This is a genomic window from Streptomyces sp. NPDC002817 (assembly GCF_053592055.1).
The window spans coordinates 1-14,225 of record NZ_JBSFUY010000061.1 but is presented as its reverse complement, the minus strand read 5'-3'; the positions used below and the strand labels follow the sequence as shown (position 1 = coordinate 14,225).

Sequence of the window (14,225 nt, the reverse complement as noted above, 5' to 3'; positions counted from 1 at the left end):
TACGGGACGGCCGTCTCACCTCACAAGGCGCTCACGGGTTCGTCAGATGCCCCTGCACCACCGGCGCCACCCGCACGATGATCTGCTCCACGTCCGCCGATGCGACCGGCTCGATCCTGATCACGTACCGCATCATCGCGACCCCCACCAGCTGCGCGGCGGCGAGCTCGGCGCGCAGTTCCGCGTCCGGGGTGTCGAGCTCGCCGGCGATCCGGCGCATCAGCTGCGTGGCGACGAGACGGCGGAAGACGGTCGCCGCGGCCTCGTTGTTCACCGCGGACCGGATGATCGCGAGCAGCGGCTTACGGGTCACCGGGTTCTCCCAGAGCCCGAAGATGAAGCGGGTCATGCGCTCGCCGACATCCTCGAGGGGACCTTCGAGGACCACGTCCCGCACCTTCAGGGCCGGCGAGAAGGCGACTTCGACGGCCGCCTCGAAGACCTGTTCCTTGGTGCCGAAGTAGTGGTGGACCAGGGCCGAGTCGACCCCCGCCGCCTTGGCGATGCCGCGCACCGAGGTCTTCTCGTAGCCCCGCTCGGAGAACTCCTCGCGGGCCGCGGTCAGGATGCGGTCGCGGGTGTCGGCCGATTCCGTACCGGGCGGGCGGCCCCGTTTCCGCGAGGTGATGCCGGTCATGGCCGCGGCACCTTCACCGCGGAGGCCAGATGCAGCCGCGTGAAGGCCAGGGCCTCCGCCAGATCGGCCTCACGTTCGGCGCTGGACATCGCCCGCCGGGTGTTGACCTCGATGACGACATGGCCGTCGAAGCCGGTCAGGGCGAGACGTTCCAGCAGCTCGACGCAGGGCTGGGTGCCGCGGCCGGGGACGAGGTGCTCGTCCTTGGCCGAGCCCCGGCCGTCGGCGAGGTGGACGTGGCCGAGGCGGTCTGCCATGCGGTCGACCAGTTGCATCGCGTCGGAACGGGACGTGGCCGAGTGACTGAGATCGATCGTGAAGTGACGGTAGTCCTCCTTCGTCACGTCCCAGTCGGGGGCGTACGCGAGCATCTCGCGGTCGCGGTAGCGCCAGGGGTACATGTTCTCGACGGCGAAGCGGACGTCCGTCTCGTTCGCCATGCGCCAGATACCGCTCACGAAGTCGCGGGCGTACTGACGCTGCCAGCGGAACGGCGGGTGGACGACGACCGTGGACGCCCCGAGCTTCTCGGCGGCCGCCTGGGCGCGCTGGAGCTTGACCCAGGGGTCGGTGGACCACACGCGCTGGGTGATGAGCAGGCACGGGGCGTGTACGGCGAGGATCGGGATCTGGTGGTAGTCGGAGAGGCGGCGCAGGGCTTCGATGTCCTGGCTCACCGGGTCGGTCCACACCATGACCTCGACACCGTCGTATCCGAGGCGCGCGGCGATCTCGAAGGCCGTCGCCGTGGACTCCGGGTACACGGAGGCCGTGGAGAGCGCGACCTTCGCATCCGGGATCCGTACGACTGGTTCTGCCACGGGGGTCAGCCTAAGGGTTGCGACGGGTGGGGTGCGGGGCGCCTGTTCGCCGTTGTGGCGATCGCCATAGGCGGGTCGGGGGTACGGGTTCCCCGCGGCCCTCAGGTGCCCACAGCGGATCCCATGTGATCAAGTCGCCGCAGAATGACGCCTTCCCGCAAAGCCCACGGACAGACCTCCAGGTTCTCCACGCCGAACAGGTCCATCGCGCCCTCGGCCACCATCGCGCCCGCGAGCAGCTGCCCCGCACGGCCTTCCGAGACCCCGGGCAGCTCGGCGCGCTGCGCCACCGTCATCCCCGCCAGCTGTGGCACCCACGCCTCCAGGGACTCCCGCTTCAGCTCGCGCTGGACGTACAGGCCGTCGGTGGAGCGGGCGGCGCCGGCGAGGCGGGCCAGCTGCTTGAAGGTCTTGGACGTGGCGACGACGTGGTCGGGGGCGCCGAAGCGGGCGAACTCGCCGACGGTGCGGGCGATCTGGGCGCGGACATGGCGTCGTAGCGCCCTTATGGCCTCGGGGTCCGGAGGGTCGCCGGGCAGCCAGCCCGCCGTCAGACGGCCCGCGCCCAGCGGCAGCGAGACCGCCGCGTCGGGCTCCTCGTCGATGCCGTACGCGATCTCCAGGGAGCCGCCGCCGATGTCGAGGACCAGCAGCTTTCCGGCGGACCAGCCGAACCAGCGGCGGACGGCGAGGAAGGTGAGGCGGGCCTCCTCGGCGCCGGTGAGGACCTGGAGCTCGACGCCGGTCTCGGCGTGCACGCGCGCGAGGACGTCGTCGGCGTTGCTGGCCTCGCGCACCGCGGACGTGGCGAACGGGAGCAGGTCCTCGACGCCCTTGTCCTCGGCGGCCTGAAGGGCTTCCTTGACGACACCGATGAGCTTGTCGACACCCTCGGGGCCGATCGCGCCGCCCTCGTCGAGGAGTTGGGCAAGGCGCAGTTCCACCTTGTGCGAGTGCGCGGGCAGCGGGCGCGCGCCGGGGTGGGCATCCACCACCAGCAGATGCACCGTGTTCGATCCCACGTCGAGGACACCGAGTCTCATGTACGGAACGCTACTGCCACCTGCGCGGTCGGCCGTATCCGGAGTCTTGCCAAGCGTCTTACCCTGGACGCGTGCCAAAGACGAAAAAGGCGAAGACCGACAAATCTTCCAGCGGTTCTTCGCAGGCGAAGTCGCCGGTGAAGTCACCGAAGAAGTCGAAGCAGGCCCCGGCAGCCGACGAGAAGGGGCTCGATTTCGCGCGCGCATGGGTGGAGTTCCCTGATCCGGCGGACGACGAACAGATCTTCCGGTGCGATCTGACATGGCTGACCTCTCGCTGGAACTGCATCTTCGGCAGCGGTTGCCAGGGCATCCAGCCGGGCCGCGCGGCCGACGGGTGCTGCACTCTGGGTGCCCACTTCTCCGACGAGGACGACGAGAAGCGGGTCGCCGGGCATGTGGCCAGGCTCACTCCGGAGATCTGGCAGTTCCACGACGAGGGCACGGAGGGCGGCTGGATCTCGGAGGACGAGGACGGCGACCGCCAGACCCGCCCCTACAAGGGCTCGTGCATCTTCCAGAACCGGCCCGGCTTCGCCGGCGGCGCGGGCTGCTCGCTGCACATCCTGGCGCTCAAGGAGGGCCGGGAGCCGCTGGAGACCAAGCCGGACGTCTGCTGGCAGCTGCCGGTGCGACGGACCTACGAGTGGATCGACCGGCCCGACGACACCCGGGTGCTCCAGGTGTCGATCGGTGAGTACGACCGCCGCGGCTGGGGTCCGGGCGGCCACGATCTGCACTGGTGGTGCACATCGGCGACCTCGGCGCACGGCGCGGGCGACCCGGTGTACGTCTCCTACCGGCCGGAGCTGACCGAGCTGATGGGCAAGGCGGGCTACGACCGGCTGGTCGAGCTCTGCGAGGAGCGGCTGGCCTCCCAGCTGCCGCTGCTGGCGCCGCATCCGGCCGACCCCGTGGGCTGACCACGTCCGGCCGGCTCCGTGAAGCGGCCGCATGTGGCCGACGCTGAGGGCTGACCGCACCCGGCGGGCGCTGTGGACCGGCCGCGTCCGGCCGGTCCTGTGGGCCGAATCCCTCCGGCCCGCCCCGTGACCGTGCGCCGGATCCACGGCTACGACGTGGACGGGCTCGGGTCGCCGCTGTCACTGGGCGGGGGCGCCGAGCTCGCCGGGTCGGACGGGGTGGGATCCGTCGGCGTCGGGTCCGGCTGGGACGTCGAGGGCGGCGGATCGCTGGGGGCCGGGTCCGTGGGGGCCGAGGTCGTGGGGGTCGGGTCCGGGTCCTGGGTGGACGGGGGCGGGTCGACGGGGGTGCCGGGGTCGGTCGGGGTGGGCGCGGTGCCGTAGCCCTCGATGGAGACGACGGCGCCGGCGGGTGAGACGGCCACGCGCGCGCTCCAGTAGCCGGACGGCTCGCGCAGATGGTCGACGTACACCTTGATCGTCAACGACTCGCCGGGTTCGAGGGTTCCCGAGGACTGGCTGAGATAGAGCCAGGCGGCGCCGGTGCTCGCGGACCAGCGGACCGGGGCGTCGCCGGTGGCGGTGAGGGTGATCAGTGTGGTGTCGCCGCTGTTGCCGGCGGCGACCTCCAGCTGTCCGGCGCCCTTCTTGCCGGCGCCCGTGACACTGATGACCTTCACCGATACGTCGGGCTTGTCGCCCTTGGTGAAGCGGTCTGCGGGCCGGGTGCTGGCGTTTCCGGCGTTCTCGTAGCCGCCCGTGGCCTCGCCGTCCAGGCTGTCGGGGCCGTGCGCCTCGCTGGCGCTGGCCGAGCGCCCCTCGGCGCCCTCGGCGGTGGGGGTGCCCCGGTAGGCGGCCCACAGGGCGAGCACGGGGGCTGCCACGACGGTGGCGACGACGGTCGTCGTGACGGCACGCGCGCGGAGGCGGTCGCGGCGGGCCGCGCGGTCCTTGGGGTCCATCGGGAAGCCGCGCCGGTCGAAGCGCGGCGCGGACGCACGGGAGAAGTGCGCCATGGCGACGTGCAGCGTCGCGCGCGGGGCCTGCAGGACGGGCAGTTCGGAGGGGGTGATCATCGCTCCGGGCCAGCGGCCGGCGACCGCGCGCTCGGCGGTACGGCGGCAGCGTGGGCAGTCGTCGACATGCCGTACGAGCTCGCGGCGCAGGGCCGTGCCGATCACCAGCTGATGGTCGCCGGTGAGACGGGCGACGCTCGGGCAGGTGCCGGTCTCCACGACGGCGAGGGCCGCGCGCGTGCGCTCGACCTCACAGGCGGCGGAGGCGAGCAGTTCACGGGCGGCGGCCAGGTCCATGCCGAGGACGGCGGCGACCTCGTGGGCGGCGAGGTGGTGGCGTACGGCGAGTTCGAGCGCCTCGCGCTGCTCCGGGGTGGTGCCGGCGGCCTCCGGCCAGGCCAGCAGGGCGAGTTCGCGCCGGCGCTCCTCCTGGGCCTCCTCGGAGACGGGCGGGGCAGCCTGCTTCTCGGCATGGTGCCGGCCCGCCGCGTGGGTGGCCTGACGTTTCTGCTTGGCCTCGGCGAGCTTGCGCAGACACGCCCAGCGGGCCAGCGCGTACAGCCAGGCCCGGCGGTCCCCGGCCGCCTCCGGACCCCGGCGGCGCTCGGCGAGCGCGAGGACGTCGCCGAGCGCGGCGGTGGCCGCGTCGTGGTCGCACAGCACGGACAGGCAGTAGGTGAACAGGCCGTCCAGATACGGTTCGTAGCGCGCCGGCGTTCGCTGCGCCAGCGTGCGCGCCGCACCGCGGTCACGCGCCTCCCGTTGCGCCCGGTGCGCGCCGGTGGTGCGGGTCGAGGTCTCCGGACTGCTGCTCATCACCCGTGGACCGTAGGGTGCGGGCGATGGCCCCTTCTTCCCCCTTGAGCACTTTTACTCCGTACGGGTGAAACGATCCCTCATAAGGGGACAGGAACCCTTGATTCCGTGGCCTGTTCTTGACGTCGGTGGCCGGATGACACCGGGCGCTCACCGCCTCCGACGGGCTTTGTCAGTGTCGGCCGTTACGGTTCGTGCATGGCTGCCCGTACGAAGACCGCCAAGGACCGACCCGCCTACCGCTGCACGGAATGTGGGTGGCAGACGGCGAAGTGGCTCGGCCGCTGCCCCGAATGCCAGGCGTGGGGCACCGTCGAGGAGTACGGCGCGCCCGCGGTGCGTACGACGGCCCCGGGCCGTGTCACCACCTCCGCCGTGCCCATCGGCCAGGTCGACGGCCGCACGGCCACCGCCCGCTCCACCGGCGTACCCGAACTGGACCGGGTGCTCGGCGGCGGACTCGTACCCGGCGCGGTCGTCCTGCTCGCGGGCGAGCCCGGCGTGGGAAAGTCGACCCTCCTCCTCGACGTGGCGGCCAAGTCGGCCAGCGACGAGCACCGCACCCTGTACGTCACGGGTGAGGAGTCGGCCAGCCAGGTCCGGCTGCGCGCCGACCGCATCAAGGCCATCGACGACCATCTGTACCTCGCCGCGGAGACCGACCTGGCCGCGGTCCTGGGCCACTTGGACGCGGTGAAGCCGTCCCTGCTGATCCTCGACTCCGTGCAGACGATCGCGTCCCCCGAGATCGACGGCGCCCCCGGCGGCATGGCCCAGGTGCGGGAGGTGGCGGGCGCGCTCATCCGCGCCTCCAAGGACCGCGGCATGTCCACCCTCCTCGTCGGCCATGTCACCAAGGACGGCGCCATCGCGGGCCCGCGTCTGCTGGAGCACCTCGTGGACGTGGTGCTCTCCTTCGAGGGCGACCGGCACGCACGCCTGCGTCTGGTCCGCGGCGTCAAGAACCGGTACGGCGCGACGGACGAGGTCGGCTGCTTCGAACTGCACGACGAGGGCATTACCGGCCTTACCGACCCGAGCGGACTTTTCCTGACCCGTCGTGACGAACCGGTCCCCGGTACCTGTCTGACGGTCACCCTGGAGGGCCGCCGCCCGCTGGTCGCCGAGGTCCAGGCCCTCACCGTCGACTCACAGATCCCCTCACCTCGCCGTACGACCTCGGGTCTGGAGACCTCCCGTGTCTCGATGATGCTCGCCGTCCTGGAGCAGCGAGGCAGGATCAGTGCGCTCGGCAAGAGAGACATCTACTCCGCGACGGTCGGCGGAGTGAAGCTGTCCGAGCCGGCCGCGGACCTCGCCATCGCCCTCGCGCTGGCGTCGGCGGCGAGCGACACCCCGCTGCCCAAGAACCTCGTCGCGATCGGCGAAGTAGGCCTTGCGGGCGAGGTCAGACGGGTCACGGGGGTCCAGCGCCGGCTCGCCGAGGCACACCGTCTGGGCTTCACCCACGCGCTCGTACCGGGCGACCCGGGCAAGATCCCTGCCGGCATGAAGGTCCTGGAAGTCGCCGACATAGGAGAGGCCCTGAGGGTCCTTCCGCGGTCGCGTCGGCGAGACGCCCCACGGGACGAGGAGAAGCGCCGGTAGACTTTGCCCTGGTCTCGCCCGTCCGTACGAACCGAAGGTGCGAAACGGGAGCGGGCCAGAACCTGCGACCGGAGGAGTGCAGTGGCAGCCAACGACCGGGCAGCAGCTCCCGGAAAGTCCGGTGGGAGCTCCGGTGCCGAGGGCCTGATGCGCGCCTCACTGAGCGCCGTGGCACCCGGCACGGCCCTGCGCGACGGCCTCGAGCGGATTCTCCGCGGCAACACGGGCGGACTCATCGTGCTCGGTTTCGACAAGACCGTCGAGCCGATGTGCACGGGCGGTTTCGTGCTGGATGTCGAGTTCACGGCCACGCGTCTGCGTGAGCTGTGCAAACTCGACGGCGGCATCGTGCTCTCCACGGACGGATCGAAGATCCTGCGGGCGGGTGTGCAACTGGTGCCCGACCCGACGATCCACACGGAGGAGACGGGCACGCGCCACCGCACGGCGGACCGCGTCTCCAAGCAGGTCGACTTCCCGGTGGTGTCGGTCTCCCAGTCCATGCGTCTGATCGCCCTCTACGTCGACGGGCAGCGCCGCGTCCTGGAGGACTCGGCGGCGATCCTGTCCCGCGCGAACCAGGCCCTGGCGACCCTGGAGCGCTACAAGCTCCGCCTGGACGAGGTCGCGGGAACGTTGTCAGCGCTGGAGATCGAGGACCTCGTGACGGTCCGGGACGTGTCGGCGGTGGCGCAGCGACTGGAGATGGTCCGCCGCATCGCGACGGAGATCGCCGAGTACGTGCTCGAGCTCGGCACCGACGGACGTCTCCTCGCCCTCCAGCTCGACGAGTTGATCGCCGGCGTGGAGCCCGAGCGCGAGCTGGTGGTCCGGGACTACGTCCCCGAGCCCACGGCCAAGCGCTCCCGCACGGTCGACGAGGCCCTGTACGAGCTCAACGCTCTCACCCACGCCGAGCTCCTCGAACTGTCCACGGTGGCACGGGCGTTGGGCTACACCGGCTCTCCAGAGGCGCTGGACTCGGCGGTCTCGCCGCGAGGCTTCCGGCTGCTGGCGAAGGTGCCGCGACTGCCGGGCGCGATCATCGACCGGCTGGTGGAACACTTCGGCGGCCTGCAGAAGCTGCTGGCCGCGAGCGTGGACGACCTGCAGACGGTGGACGGGGTCGGCGAGGCGCGGGCGAGGAGCGTACGCGAAGGGCTGTCGCGGCTGGCGGAGAGCTCGATCCTGGAACGGTACGTGTAGCAACCCAAGGAGCGCGGGGCCGGATCGATGTGCGGCTCCGCCGCGCGGGCGCGACCGGCCACAAGTCGCCCGCAGCCGACCGACAACCTCTCGCGCCCCTACATCAGTCGCTCTCCAACACGAACGAGGTCTGCACCTTCGCGTACCCCGGCGCGGTCAACTCCACGAGATACGTCCCCGCACCCGCAGACCCCGCCGGCGGCGTCGCACACTGCGGAGCACTCGGCTTCCGGTCCCACTTCACGGTGTACGTGATGCTGCTCCCCGCGGGCACCCGGAACACCAGGCTCGCCGCGGTCTTCGGGCAGTCCGCGGAGGACCAGTACTCGTCGTCCTCGGCAGCCTCGGTAATCGTCAACACCGCGCTCTTCGGCCCGAGATCGACCTTGCAGTCACCGCCGGAGGAGTTCGCCGCGGTCAGCAGCAGCGCCGGCGTCTCGCCCGGCCCGTACCCGTTGCGGAAGCTGCTCACGGTCAACTTCACGGACCCGGCCGCACAGTTGGGCAACCCGGACCCCGCCGGAAGGGTGTCGTCCTGCCCGACCCCGCTGCCCGCGCCGCCGCCACCGGCCGCACCTTCGGACCCGCCGGAGCCGGACCCCGTACCGGAAGTCGGGGAACCCTCACCGGAACCGTCGTCCGACCCCGGCCCCGACCCCGTTCCCCCGGAGCCCCCGCCCGGCGTCGACTCGTCGCGCCCGCCCGGCGCTTGACTGATCGCCGGCCCGGAGCCGCTCGGCCCCGGCGTGATGGTCGAAGGCGAGGGATTCTTGTCGTTGGATCCGTCGGCACCGTTGTTGCCTCCACCGCCGCCCGAGGAGACGACCCAGGCGATCAGCAACGCCAACAGGGCCAGCACGGACAGCAGTACGGCCCTCCGTCGCCAGTAGATGGTGGAGGGAAGCGGCCCGACCGGATTGCGCAGAGATCCCACGGCGCAAACTGTACGAGAGATCGGCGCCTTCGCCGCCCCTACCCGCCGCCGGGGACCACAACTTTTCCGGATCATCATTCCGGAGACGGCGTCTCACGCGGCCGCCCTCACCGGCCCGGGGGCGCCATGATCGCGGGGCGTGACCGTTTCCGTCTGCCGCCTACCCTCCGTGACATCACCGCTCTCCCCGTATGACACTCCTACGTGGGTACGGCACACCGCCGAGACTCGCCACTTCCGCTCGTCAGGCGCCGCCTCTCTCCAGCACTGCCCCCACGCGCCCCTCCCCGCCGTACCCCTGAGGGGTGGCGCATCCCACGCGCCCCCTCCCCCGCATGGCAGGATCGGAAGGCCATGACTGCGCCCACGAAGCCCCCGCACAGCAGCCCCTCCGACACCCTCTCCGAGTCTCCCGGCGGAGAGCACCTGCACACCCCCGTCATCGACTGGTTCGACGAGCACGCCCGCGATCTGCCGTGGCGGCGCCCGGAGGCCGGACCGTGGGGGGTGATGGTCAGCGAGTTCATGTTGCAGCAGACGCCGGTCAGCCGCGTCCTGCCGGTGTACGAGCAGTGGCTGGCCCGCTGGCCGCGCCCCGCCGACCTCGCCGGGGAGGCCCCCGGTGAGGCCGTGCGCGCGTGGGGCCGGCTCGGCTATCCGCGTCGCGCCCTGCGCCTGCACGGGGCGGCCGTCGCGATAACCGAACGGCACGGCGGCGACGTACCCACCGACCACTCCCAGCTGCTCGCGCTGCCCGGCATCGGGGAGTACACGGCCGCGGCGGTCGCCTCCTTCGCGTACGGACAGCGTCACGCGGTCCTCGACACCAATGTCCGCCGTGTCTTCGCGCGGGCCGTCACCGGCGTGCAGTACCCGCCGAACGCCACCACCGCCGCCGAACGCAAGCTGGCCCGCGCCCTGTTGCCGACGGAGGAGCGGACGGCCGCCCGCTGGGCCGCCGCCTCCATGGAGCTCGGCGCGCTGGTGTGCACCGCCAGGAACGAGTCCTGCCACCACTGTCCGATCGCCGCCCAGTGCGCCTGGCGGCTCGCGGGCAAGCCGGAGCACGACGGTCCGCCGCGGCGCGGACAGACGTACGCCGGTACCGACCGCCAGGTCCGCGGCAAGCTCCTCGCCGTCCTGCGCGAGGCCCACGCGCCCGTGCCGCAGACCGCGCTCGACCGGGTGTGGCACGAGCCGGTGCAGCGCGCGCGAGCGCTCGACGGACTCGTCGCGGACGGGCTTGTCGAGCCCCTGTCCGGTGGTTTGTATCGGCTGCCGTTGACGTAACAGCGCCGCCCCACACCGCCAAATCACCCTGAACCGGCGCTATTCGGTGCGCCGGTTTACCCCTTTCCTACTTCCGTTACACAACCGACGGACAGCCGAGCGCTGGCCGCGCGCTGTCCCGCACAGCCCCGTGACAACCGCTCCGTAGCTTCATTGGCGTACCGCAGGAGAGCGGCACACAGGCAATGGAGAACCGGCAGCGGGCGGGTCGGAAACGGGGATGGAGGCGGTCGATCATGGCGCAGGGCGAGGTGCTCGAGTTCGAGGAGTACGTCCGCACCCGGCAGGACGCGTTGCTGCGCAGCGCCCGTCGCCTGGTCCCGGACCCGGTCGATGCCCAGGACCTCCTGCAGACGGCGCTGGCACGGACGTACCACCGCTGGGACGGCATCGCGGACAAGCGGCTCGCGGACGCCTACCTGCGCCGGGTCATGATCAACACCCGCACCGAGTGGTGGCGGGCCCGCAAGCTGGAGGAGGTGCCGACCGAGCAGCTCCCGGATGCCTCGGTCGACGACGCCACCGAGCAGCACGCGGACCGCGCCCTGCTGATGGACATCATGAAAGTGCTCGCCCCGAAGCAGCGCAGCGTGGTCGTGCTGCGACACTGGGAGCAGATGTCCACGGAGGAGACGGCCGCCGCCCTCGGCATGTCGGCCGGAACGGTCAAGAGCACGCTGCACCGGGCCCTCGCCAGGCTCCGCGAGGAGCTGGAGAGCCGCGATCTGGACGCACGCGCGCTGGAGCGTGAGGAGCGGGAGCGTTGCACGGCGGCCTGACCGACGCGGACCCCTCACCGGGCCGGGGCACTTTGCAGGCGGCGTTCACGGCGGTGGCCGTGCTCGCCGCCCTCGCCCTTTTCGTCTCCGCCTGCGCCACCGGCGGCACCGGCACCCGTGACGAGGGGCCGGCTTTCGTCGAGTCCTCGTCGAGCACCGACATGGCGGCGGGGGGCGCCGCCTCGGCCTCGCCTTCCAGCGCCCCTGCCTCCGCGCCCTCTGCCTACACGTCCGACTCCGGCTCCGACTCGCTGAGTCATACGGCAGCGGTCAAGTTGGTCAAGAGCGACCCGCTGGTCTCGGCGGAGGTCAAGGACGACCTCAAGCCGTGCGTCGCGGACGAGTACCCGCTCGACGTGGCCTACGGCGATCTGACCGGAGGTTCGTCGGACGATGTCGTGGTCAACGTGCTGACCTGCGGCGACGGCGTCGGTGTCGGCTCGTACGTGTATCACGAGGAGGGCGGCGCGTACGAGAATGTGTTCAGCGCCGAGGAGTCCCCGGTCTACGCGGAGATAGACAGCGGCGGCAACCTGGTGGTGAGCAGGCAGTTGTACGAGAAGGGCGACCCGGTGTCGAGCCCGTCCGGCGAGGACGTGATCACCTACCGGTGGTCGTCGTCGGGCCACTTCGTCAAAGTGCGGTACGCGCACAATGAGCTCGGCGACCTCGGACCCACCCCGTCTCCCTCGGAGTGAACCGATCGGGGCCTACGATCCGATCACCTGTCAACGGCACCACGACTCCCCCAAAGACAGCGACACACCCAGACAGCGACACGAGGACAGAGAGCAGCGGGATGGCAGACCAGACCCACGTTCTGTTCGTCGAGGACGACGACGTCATCCGCGAGGCCACCCAACTCGCCCTGGAGCGGGACGGCTTCGCGGTCACCGCCATGCCCGACGGACTGTCGGGCCTGGAGGCGTTCCGCGCCGACCGCCCCGACATCGCCCTGCTGGACGTCATGGTCCCGGGCCTGGACGGCGTCAGCCTGTGCCGGCGCATCCGGGACGAGTCGACCGTGCCGGTGATCATGCTGTCGGCGCGCGCGGACTCCATCGACGTGGTGCTGGGCCTGGAGGCGGGCGCCGACGACTACGTCACCAAGCCGTTCGACGGTGCCGTGCTGGTCGCCCGTATCCGCGCGGTGCTGCGCCGCTTCGGGCACGCGGGCGGCGGTGACCGCTCCGAGGAGAGCGGCGCGGCTGCCGACGGCGGGGTGCTGTCCTTCGGCGAGCTGGAGATCGACACCGAGGGAATGGAGGTGCGCCGGGCCGGGGAGCCGGTGGCACTCACCCCGACCGAGATGCGACTGCTCCTGGAGTTCTCCTCCGTACCGGGCACGGTCCTGTCGCGGGACAAGCTCCTGGAGCGGGTGTGGGACTACGGCTGGGGCGGTGACACCCGCGTCGTCGACGTCCATGTGCAGCGACTGCGTACGAAGATCGGCCAGGACCGGATCGAGACGGTCCGCGGTTTCGGCTACAAGTTGAAGGCCTGAGCGGGGCGGACATGCGGGGGAATCTTCGGCGCCTGGTCCCGGCGCGGCTGGAGCGTACGGGCATCCGTACGGGACTGAGGTGGAAGCTCAGCGCGGCCATCGCGCTGGTCGGCGCGCTGGTCGCGATAGCGCTGAGCCTGGTCGTGCACAACGCCGCCCGGGTCTCGATGCTGGACAACGCCCGCGACCTCGCCGACGAACGCATCCAGATCGCCCAGAACAACTACGAGAAGACCGGTCTGGCGAACTTCCCGCACGTCGAGAAGAACGACTCGTCGCTGCCGATGCCGCTGCGGCACAAGGTCGAGCAGGGACGCCGGGCGACCTATGTGACGGACGGGCCGGGCGGAGCGCCGGACATCTGGGCGGCCGTACCGGCCAAGGACGGCAATGTGCTGTCCCTGCACACCGGGTTCACCGACCGCAGCACCGACATCCTCAAGGACCTGGACCAGGCCCTGGTGATCGGCTCCATCGCGGTCGTCCTCGGCGGCAGCGCGCTCGGTGTGCTCATCGGGGGCCGGCTGTCGAGCCGGCTGCGCAAGGCCGCGGCCGCCGCCAACGAGGTCGCGAGCGGTGAGACGAACGTGCGGGTGCGGGACGCGATCGGCGGGGTCGTACGGGACGAGACGGACGACCTCGCGAGCGCCGTGGACGCCATGCGGGAGGCGTTGGAGCAGCGCCTGGAGGCGGAGCGGCGGGTCACCGCGGACATCGCGCACGAGCTGCGGACCCCGGTGACCGGCCTGCTCACGGCGGCCGAGCTCCTCCCCCCTGGCCGACCGACCGAGCTGGTCCTGGACCGGGCGAAGGCCATGCGCACCCTCGTCGAGGACGTCCTGGAGGTGGCCCGGCTGGACAGCGCGTCCGAGCGGGCGGAGCTTCAGGACATCCTGCTGGGCGAGTTCGTCGCCCGGCGGGTGATGGCGAAGGACCCGGAGATCGACGTCCGGGTGGTGCACGAGTCGATGGTCACGACGGACCCGCGGCGCCTGGAGCGGGTGCTGTTCAACCTGCTCGCCAACGCCGCCCGGCACGGCAGACCGCCCATCCAGGTCACCGTCGAGGGCCGGGTCATCCGGGTCCGCGACCACGGCCCCGGGTTCCCCGAGGACCTCCTCGCCGACGGACCGAGCCGCTTCCGCACCGGCAGCACCGACCGCGCGGGCCACGGCCACGGCCTCGGCCTGACCATCGCCGCCGGCCAGGCCCGAGTCCTCGGCGCCCGCCTCACCTTCCGCAACATCCGCCCCCCAGGCGCCCCCGAGGGAGTCCCGGCAGAGGGCGCGGTAGCCGTCCTGTGGCTACCGGAACACGCACCGACGAACACGGGAAGCTACCCGATGATGCCGTAGGGCCGGACCGCGGCCCGCCCGACGTTCGAGGCCACCGCCCCGCGACATGCCGCGCCCCCTCAGCACCGGCCCGTGTCTCTCAGCCCGTCCGGCGTCCGAGAACAAGGGCCTGCCATCCCGATCCCCCACCCACCCGCGCCGCTGAAGGCAAGCCCGCATCCTCCAGCCCGTCCGGCGTCCGAGAACAAGGGCCTGCCATCCCGATCCCCCACCCACCCGCGCCTCCGAGGGCAAGCCCGCACCCTCCCTCCCCTCCCGCCTTTGAGGTCGAGGCCCCTCAAGGGCCGACGGGG

Annotated in this window: 13 protein-coding genes; 8 read left to right on the top strand and 5 right to left on the bottom strand. The window is 71.6% G+C overall.

The genetic code is table 11. From position 1 onward, the window contains the following. Nucleotides 1-31: 31 nt before the first annotated feature. The 3 genes from ACWD3I_RS47385 to ACWD3I_RS47375 form a co-directional block, all read right to left on the bottom strand. Complete coding sequence (locus tag ACWD3I_RS47385; RefSeq protein ID WP_365410505.1) at nt 32-637, bottom strand: TetR/AcrR family transcriptional regulator; 606 nt, start codon at nt 635-637, stop codon at nt 32-34. Beyond that, nucleotides 634-1,458 carry a sugar phosphate isomerase/epimerase family protein gene (locus ACWD3I_RS47380; RefSeq protein ID WP_365410508.1) on the bottom strand — a complete coding sequence of 275 codons (825 nt, stop codon included), beginning with the start codon at nt 1,456-1,458 and terminating at the stop codon, nt 634-636. Before ACWD3I_RS47380 ends, ACWD3I_RS47385 begins: the two co-directional genes overlap by 4 nt. A gap of 101 nt (nt 1,459-1,559) precedes the next feature. After that, on the bottom strand, nt 1,560-2,501 hold the full coding sequence (locus ACWD3I_RS47375) for a Ppx/GppA phosphatase family protein (RefSeq protein WP_365410511.1): 942 nt from the start codon (nt 2,499-2,501) through the stop codon (nt 1,560-1,562). A gap of 71 nt (nt 2,502-2,572) precedes the next feature. On the opposite strand from ACWD3I_RS47375, the gene ACWD3I_RS47370 reads away from it, so the two are divergent. Further along, entirely contained in the window at nt 2,573-3,424 is an 852-nt protein-coding gene (locus ACWD3I_RS47370) for a hypothetical protein (protein ID WP_451084423.1), read from the top strand. 149 nt (nt 3,425-3,573) lie between these two features. On the opposite strand, the gene ACWD3I_RS47365 is transcribed toward ACWD3I_RS47370, so the two are convergent. After that, complete coding sequence (locus ACWD3I_RS47365; RefSeq protein WP_451084422.1) at nt 3,574-5,256, bottom strand: BACON domain-containing protein; 1,683 nt, start codon at nt 5,254-5,256, stop codon at nt 3,574-3,576. Between the two features lie 198 nt (nt 5,257-5,454). Here ACWD3I_RS47365 and radA point away from each other — a divergent pair, with 198 nt between their 5' ends. Together radA and disA are read left to right on the top strand one after the other, a co-directional pair. After that, nucleotides 5,455-6,864, top strand: a complete 1,410-nt coding sequence (gene radA, locus ACWD3I_RS47360) for a DNA repair protein RadA (protein WP_365410516.1) — start codon at nt 5,455-5,457, stop codon at nt 6,862-6,864. 81 nt (nt 6,865-6,945) lie between these two features. Continuing rightward, nucleotides 6,946-8,070 carry a DNA integrity scanning diadenylate cyclase DisA gene (gene disA, locus ACWD3I_RS47355; protein ID WP_365410519.1) on the top strand — a complete coding sequence of 375 codons (1,125 nt, stop codon included), beginning with the start codon at nt 6,946-6,948 and terminating at the stop codon, nt 8,068-8,070. A 103-nt stretch (nt 8,071-8,173) separates the two neighbouring features. Here the strand turns inward: disA and ACWD3I_RS47350 are convergent, their stop codons facing one another. Further along, nucleotides 8,174-9,004 carry a hypothetical protein gene (locus ACWD3I_RS47350; RefSeq protein ID WP_365410521.1) on the bottom strand — a complete coding sequence of 277 codons (831 nt, stop codon included), beginning with the start codon at nt 9,002-9,004 and terminating at the stop codon, nt 8,174-8,176. A 354-nt stretch (nt 9,005-9,358) separates the two neighbouring features. Here ACWD3I_RS47350 and ACWD3I_RS47345 point away from each other — a divergent pair, with 354 nt between their 5' ends. The 5 genes from ACWD3I_RS47345 (at nt 9,359) to cseC (ending at nt 13,932) form a co-directional block, all read left to right on the top strand. Then, on the top strand, nt 9,359-10,294 hold the full coding sequence (locus tag ACWD3I_RS47345; RefSeq protein ID WP_365410524.1) for an HhH-GPD family protein: 936 nt from the start codon (nt 9,359-9,361) through the stop codon (nt 10,292-10,294). A 236-nt stretch (nt 10,295-10,530) separates the two neighbouring features. Beyond that, nucleotides 10,531-11,073 carry a SigE family RNA polymerase sigma factor gene (locus ACWD3I_RS47340; RefSeq protein ID WP_046263315.1) on the top strand — a complete coding sequence of 181 codons (543 nt, stop codon included), beginning with the start codon at nt 10,531-10,533 and terminating at the stop codon, nt 11,071-11,073. Then, nucleotides 11,058-11,771: a hypothetical protein gene (locus ACWD3I_RS47335; RefSeq protein WP_365410527.1), complete on the top strand. Its 714-nt coding sequence runs from the start codon at nt 11,058-11,060 to the stop codon at nt 11,769-11,771. The genes ACWD3I_RS47340 and ACWD3I_RS47335 overlap by 16 nt, the downstream gene beginning before the upstream one ends. A gap of 101 nt (nt 11,772-11,872) precedes the next feature. Further along, complete coding sequence (gene cseB, locus ACWD3I_RS47330; protein WP_365410530.1) at nt 11,873-12,577, top strand: two-component system response regulator CseB; 705 nt, start codon at nt 11,873-11,875, stop codon at nt 12,575-12,577. Nucleotides 12,578-12,588: 11 nt separating this feature from the next. Further along, nucleotides 12,589-13,932, top strand: a complete 1,344-nt coding sequence (cseC, locus tag ACWD3I_RS47325; RefSeq protein WP_365410533.1) for a two-component system sensor histidine kinase CseC — start codon at nt 12,589-12,591, stop codon at nt 13,930-13,932. Nucleotides 13,933-14,225 lie beyond the last annotated feature (293 nt).

Coding starts and splice junctions, on each gene's coding strand:
- ACWD3I_RS47385 (WP_365410505.1), bottom strand. CDS start 637: ATGACCGGCATCACCTCGCGGAAACGGGGCCGCCCGCCCGGTACGGAA.
- ACWD3I_RS47375 (WP_365410511.1), bottom strand. CDS start 2,501: ATGAGACTCGGTGTCCTCGACGTGGGATCGAACACGGTGCATCTGCTG.
- ACWD3I_RS47365 (WP_451084422.1), bottom strand. CDS start 5,256: ATGAGCAGCAGTCCGGAGACCTCGACCCGCACCACCGGCGCGCACCGG.
- radA (WP_365410516.1), top strand. CDS start 5,455: ATGGCTGCCCGTACGAAGACCGCCAAGGACCGACCCGCCTACCGCTGC.
- ACWD3I_RS47345 (WP_365410524.1), top strand. CDS start 9,359: ATGACTGCGCCCACGAAGCCCCCGCACAGCAGCCCCTCCGACACCCTC.
- ACWD3I_RS47340 (WP_046263315.1), top strand. CDS start 10,531: ATGGCGCAGGGCGAGGTGCTCGAGTTCGAGGAGTACGTCCGCACCCGG.
- cseB (WP_365410530.1), top strand. CDS start 11,873: ATGGCAGACCAGACCCACGTTCTGTTCGTCGAGGACGACGACGTCATC.
- cseC (WP_365410533.1), top strand. CDS start 12,589: ATGCGGGGGAATCTTCGGCGCCTGGTCCCGGCGCGGCTGGAGCGTACG.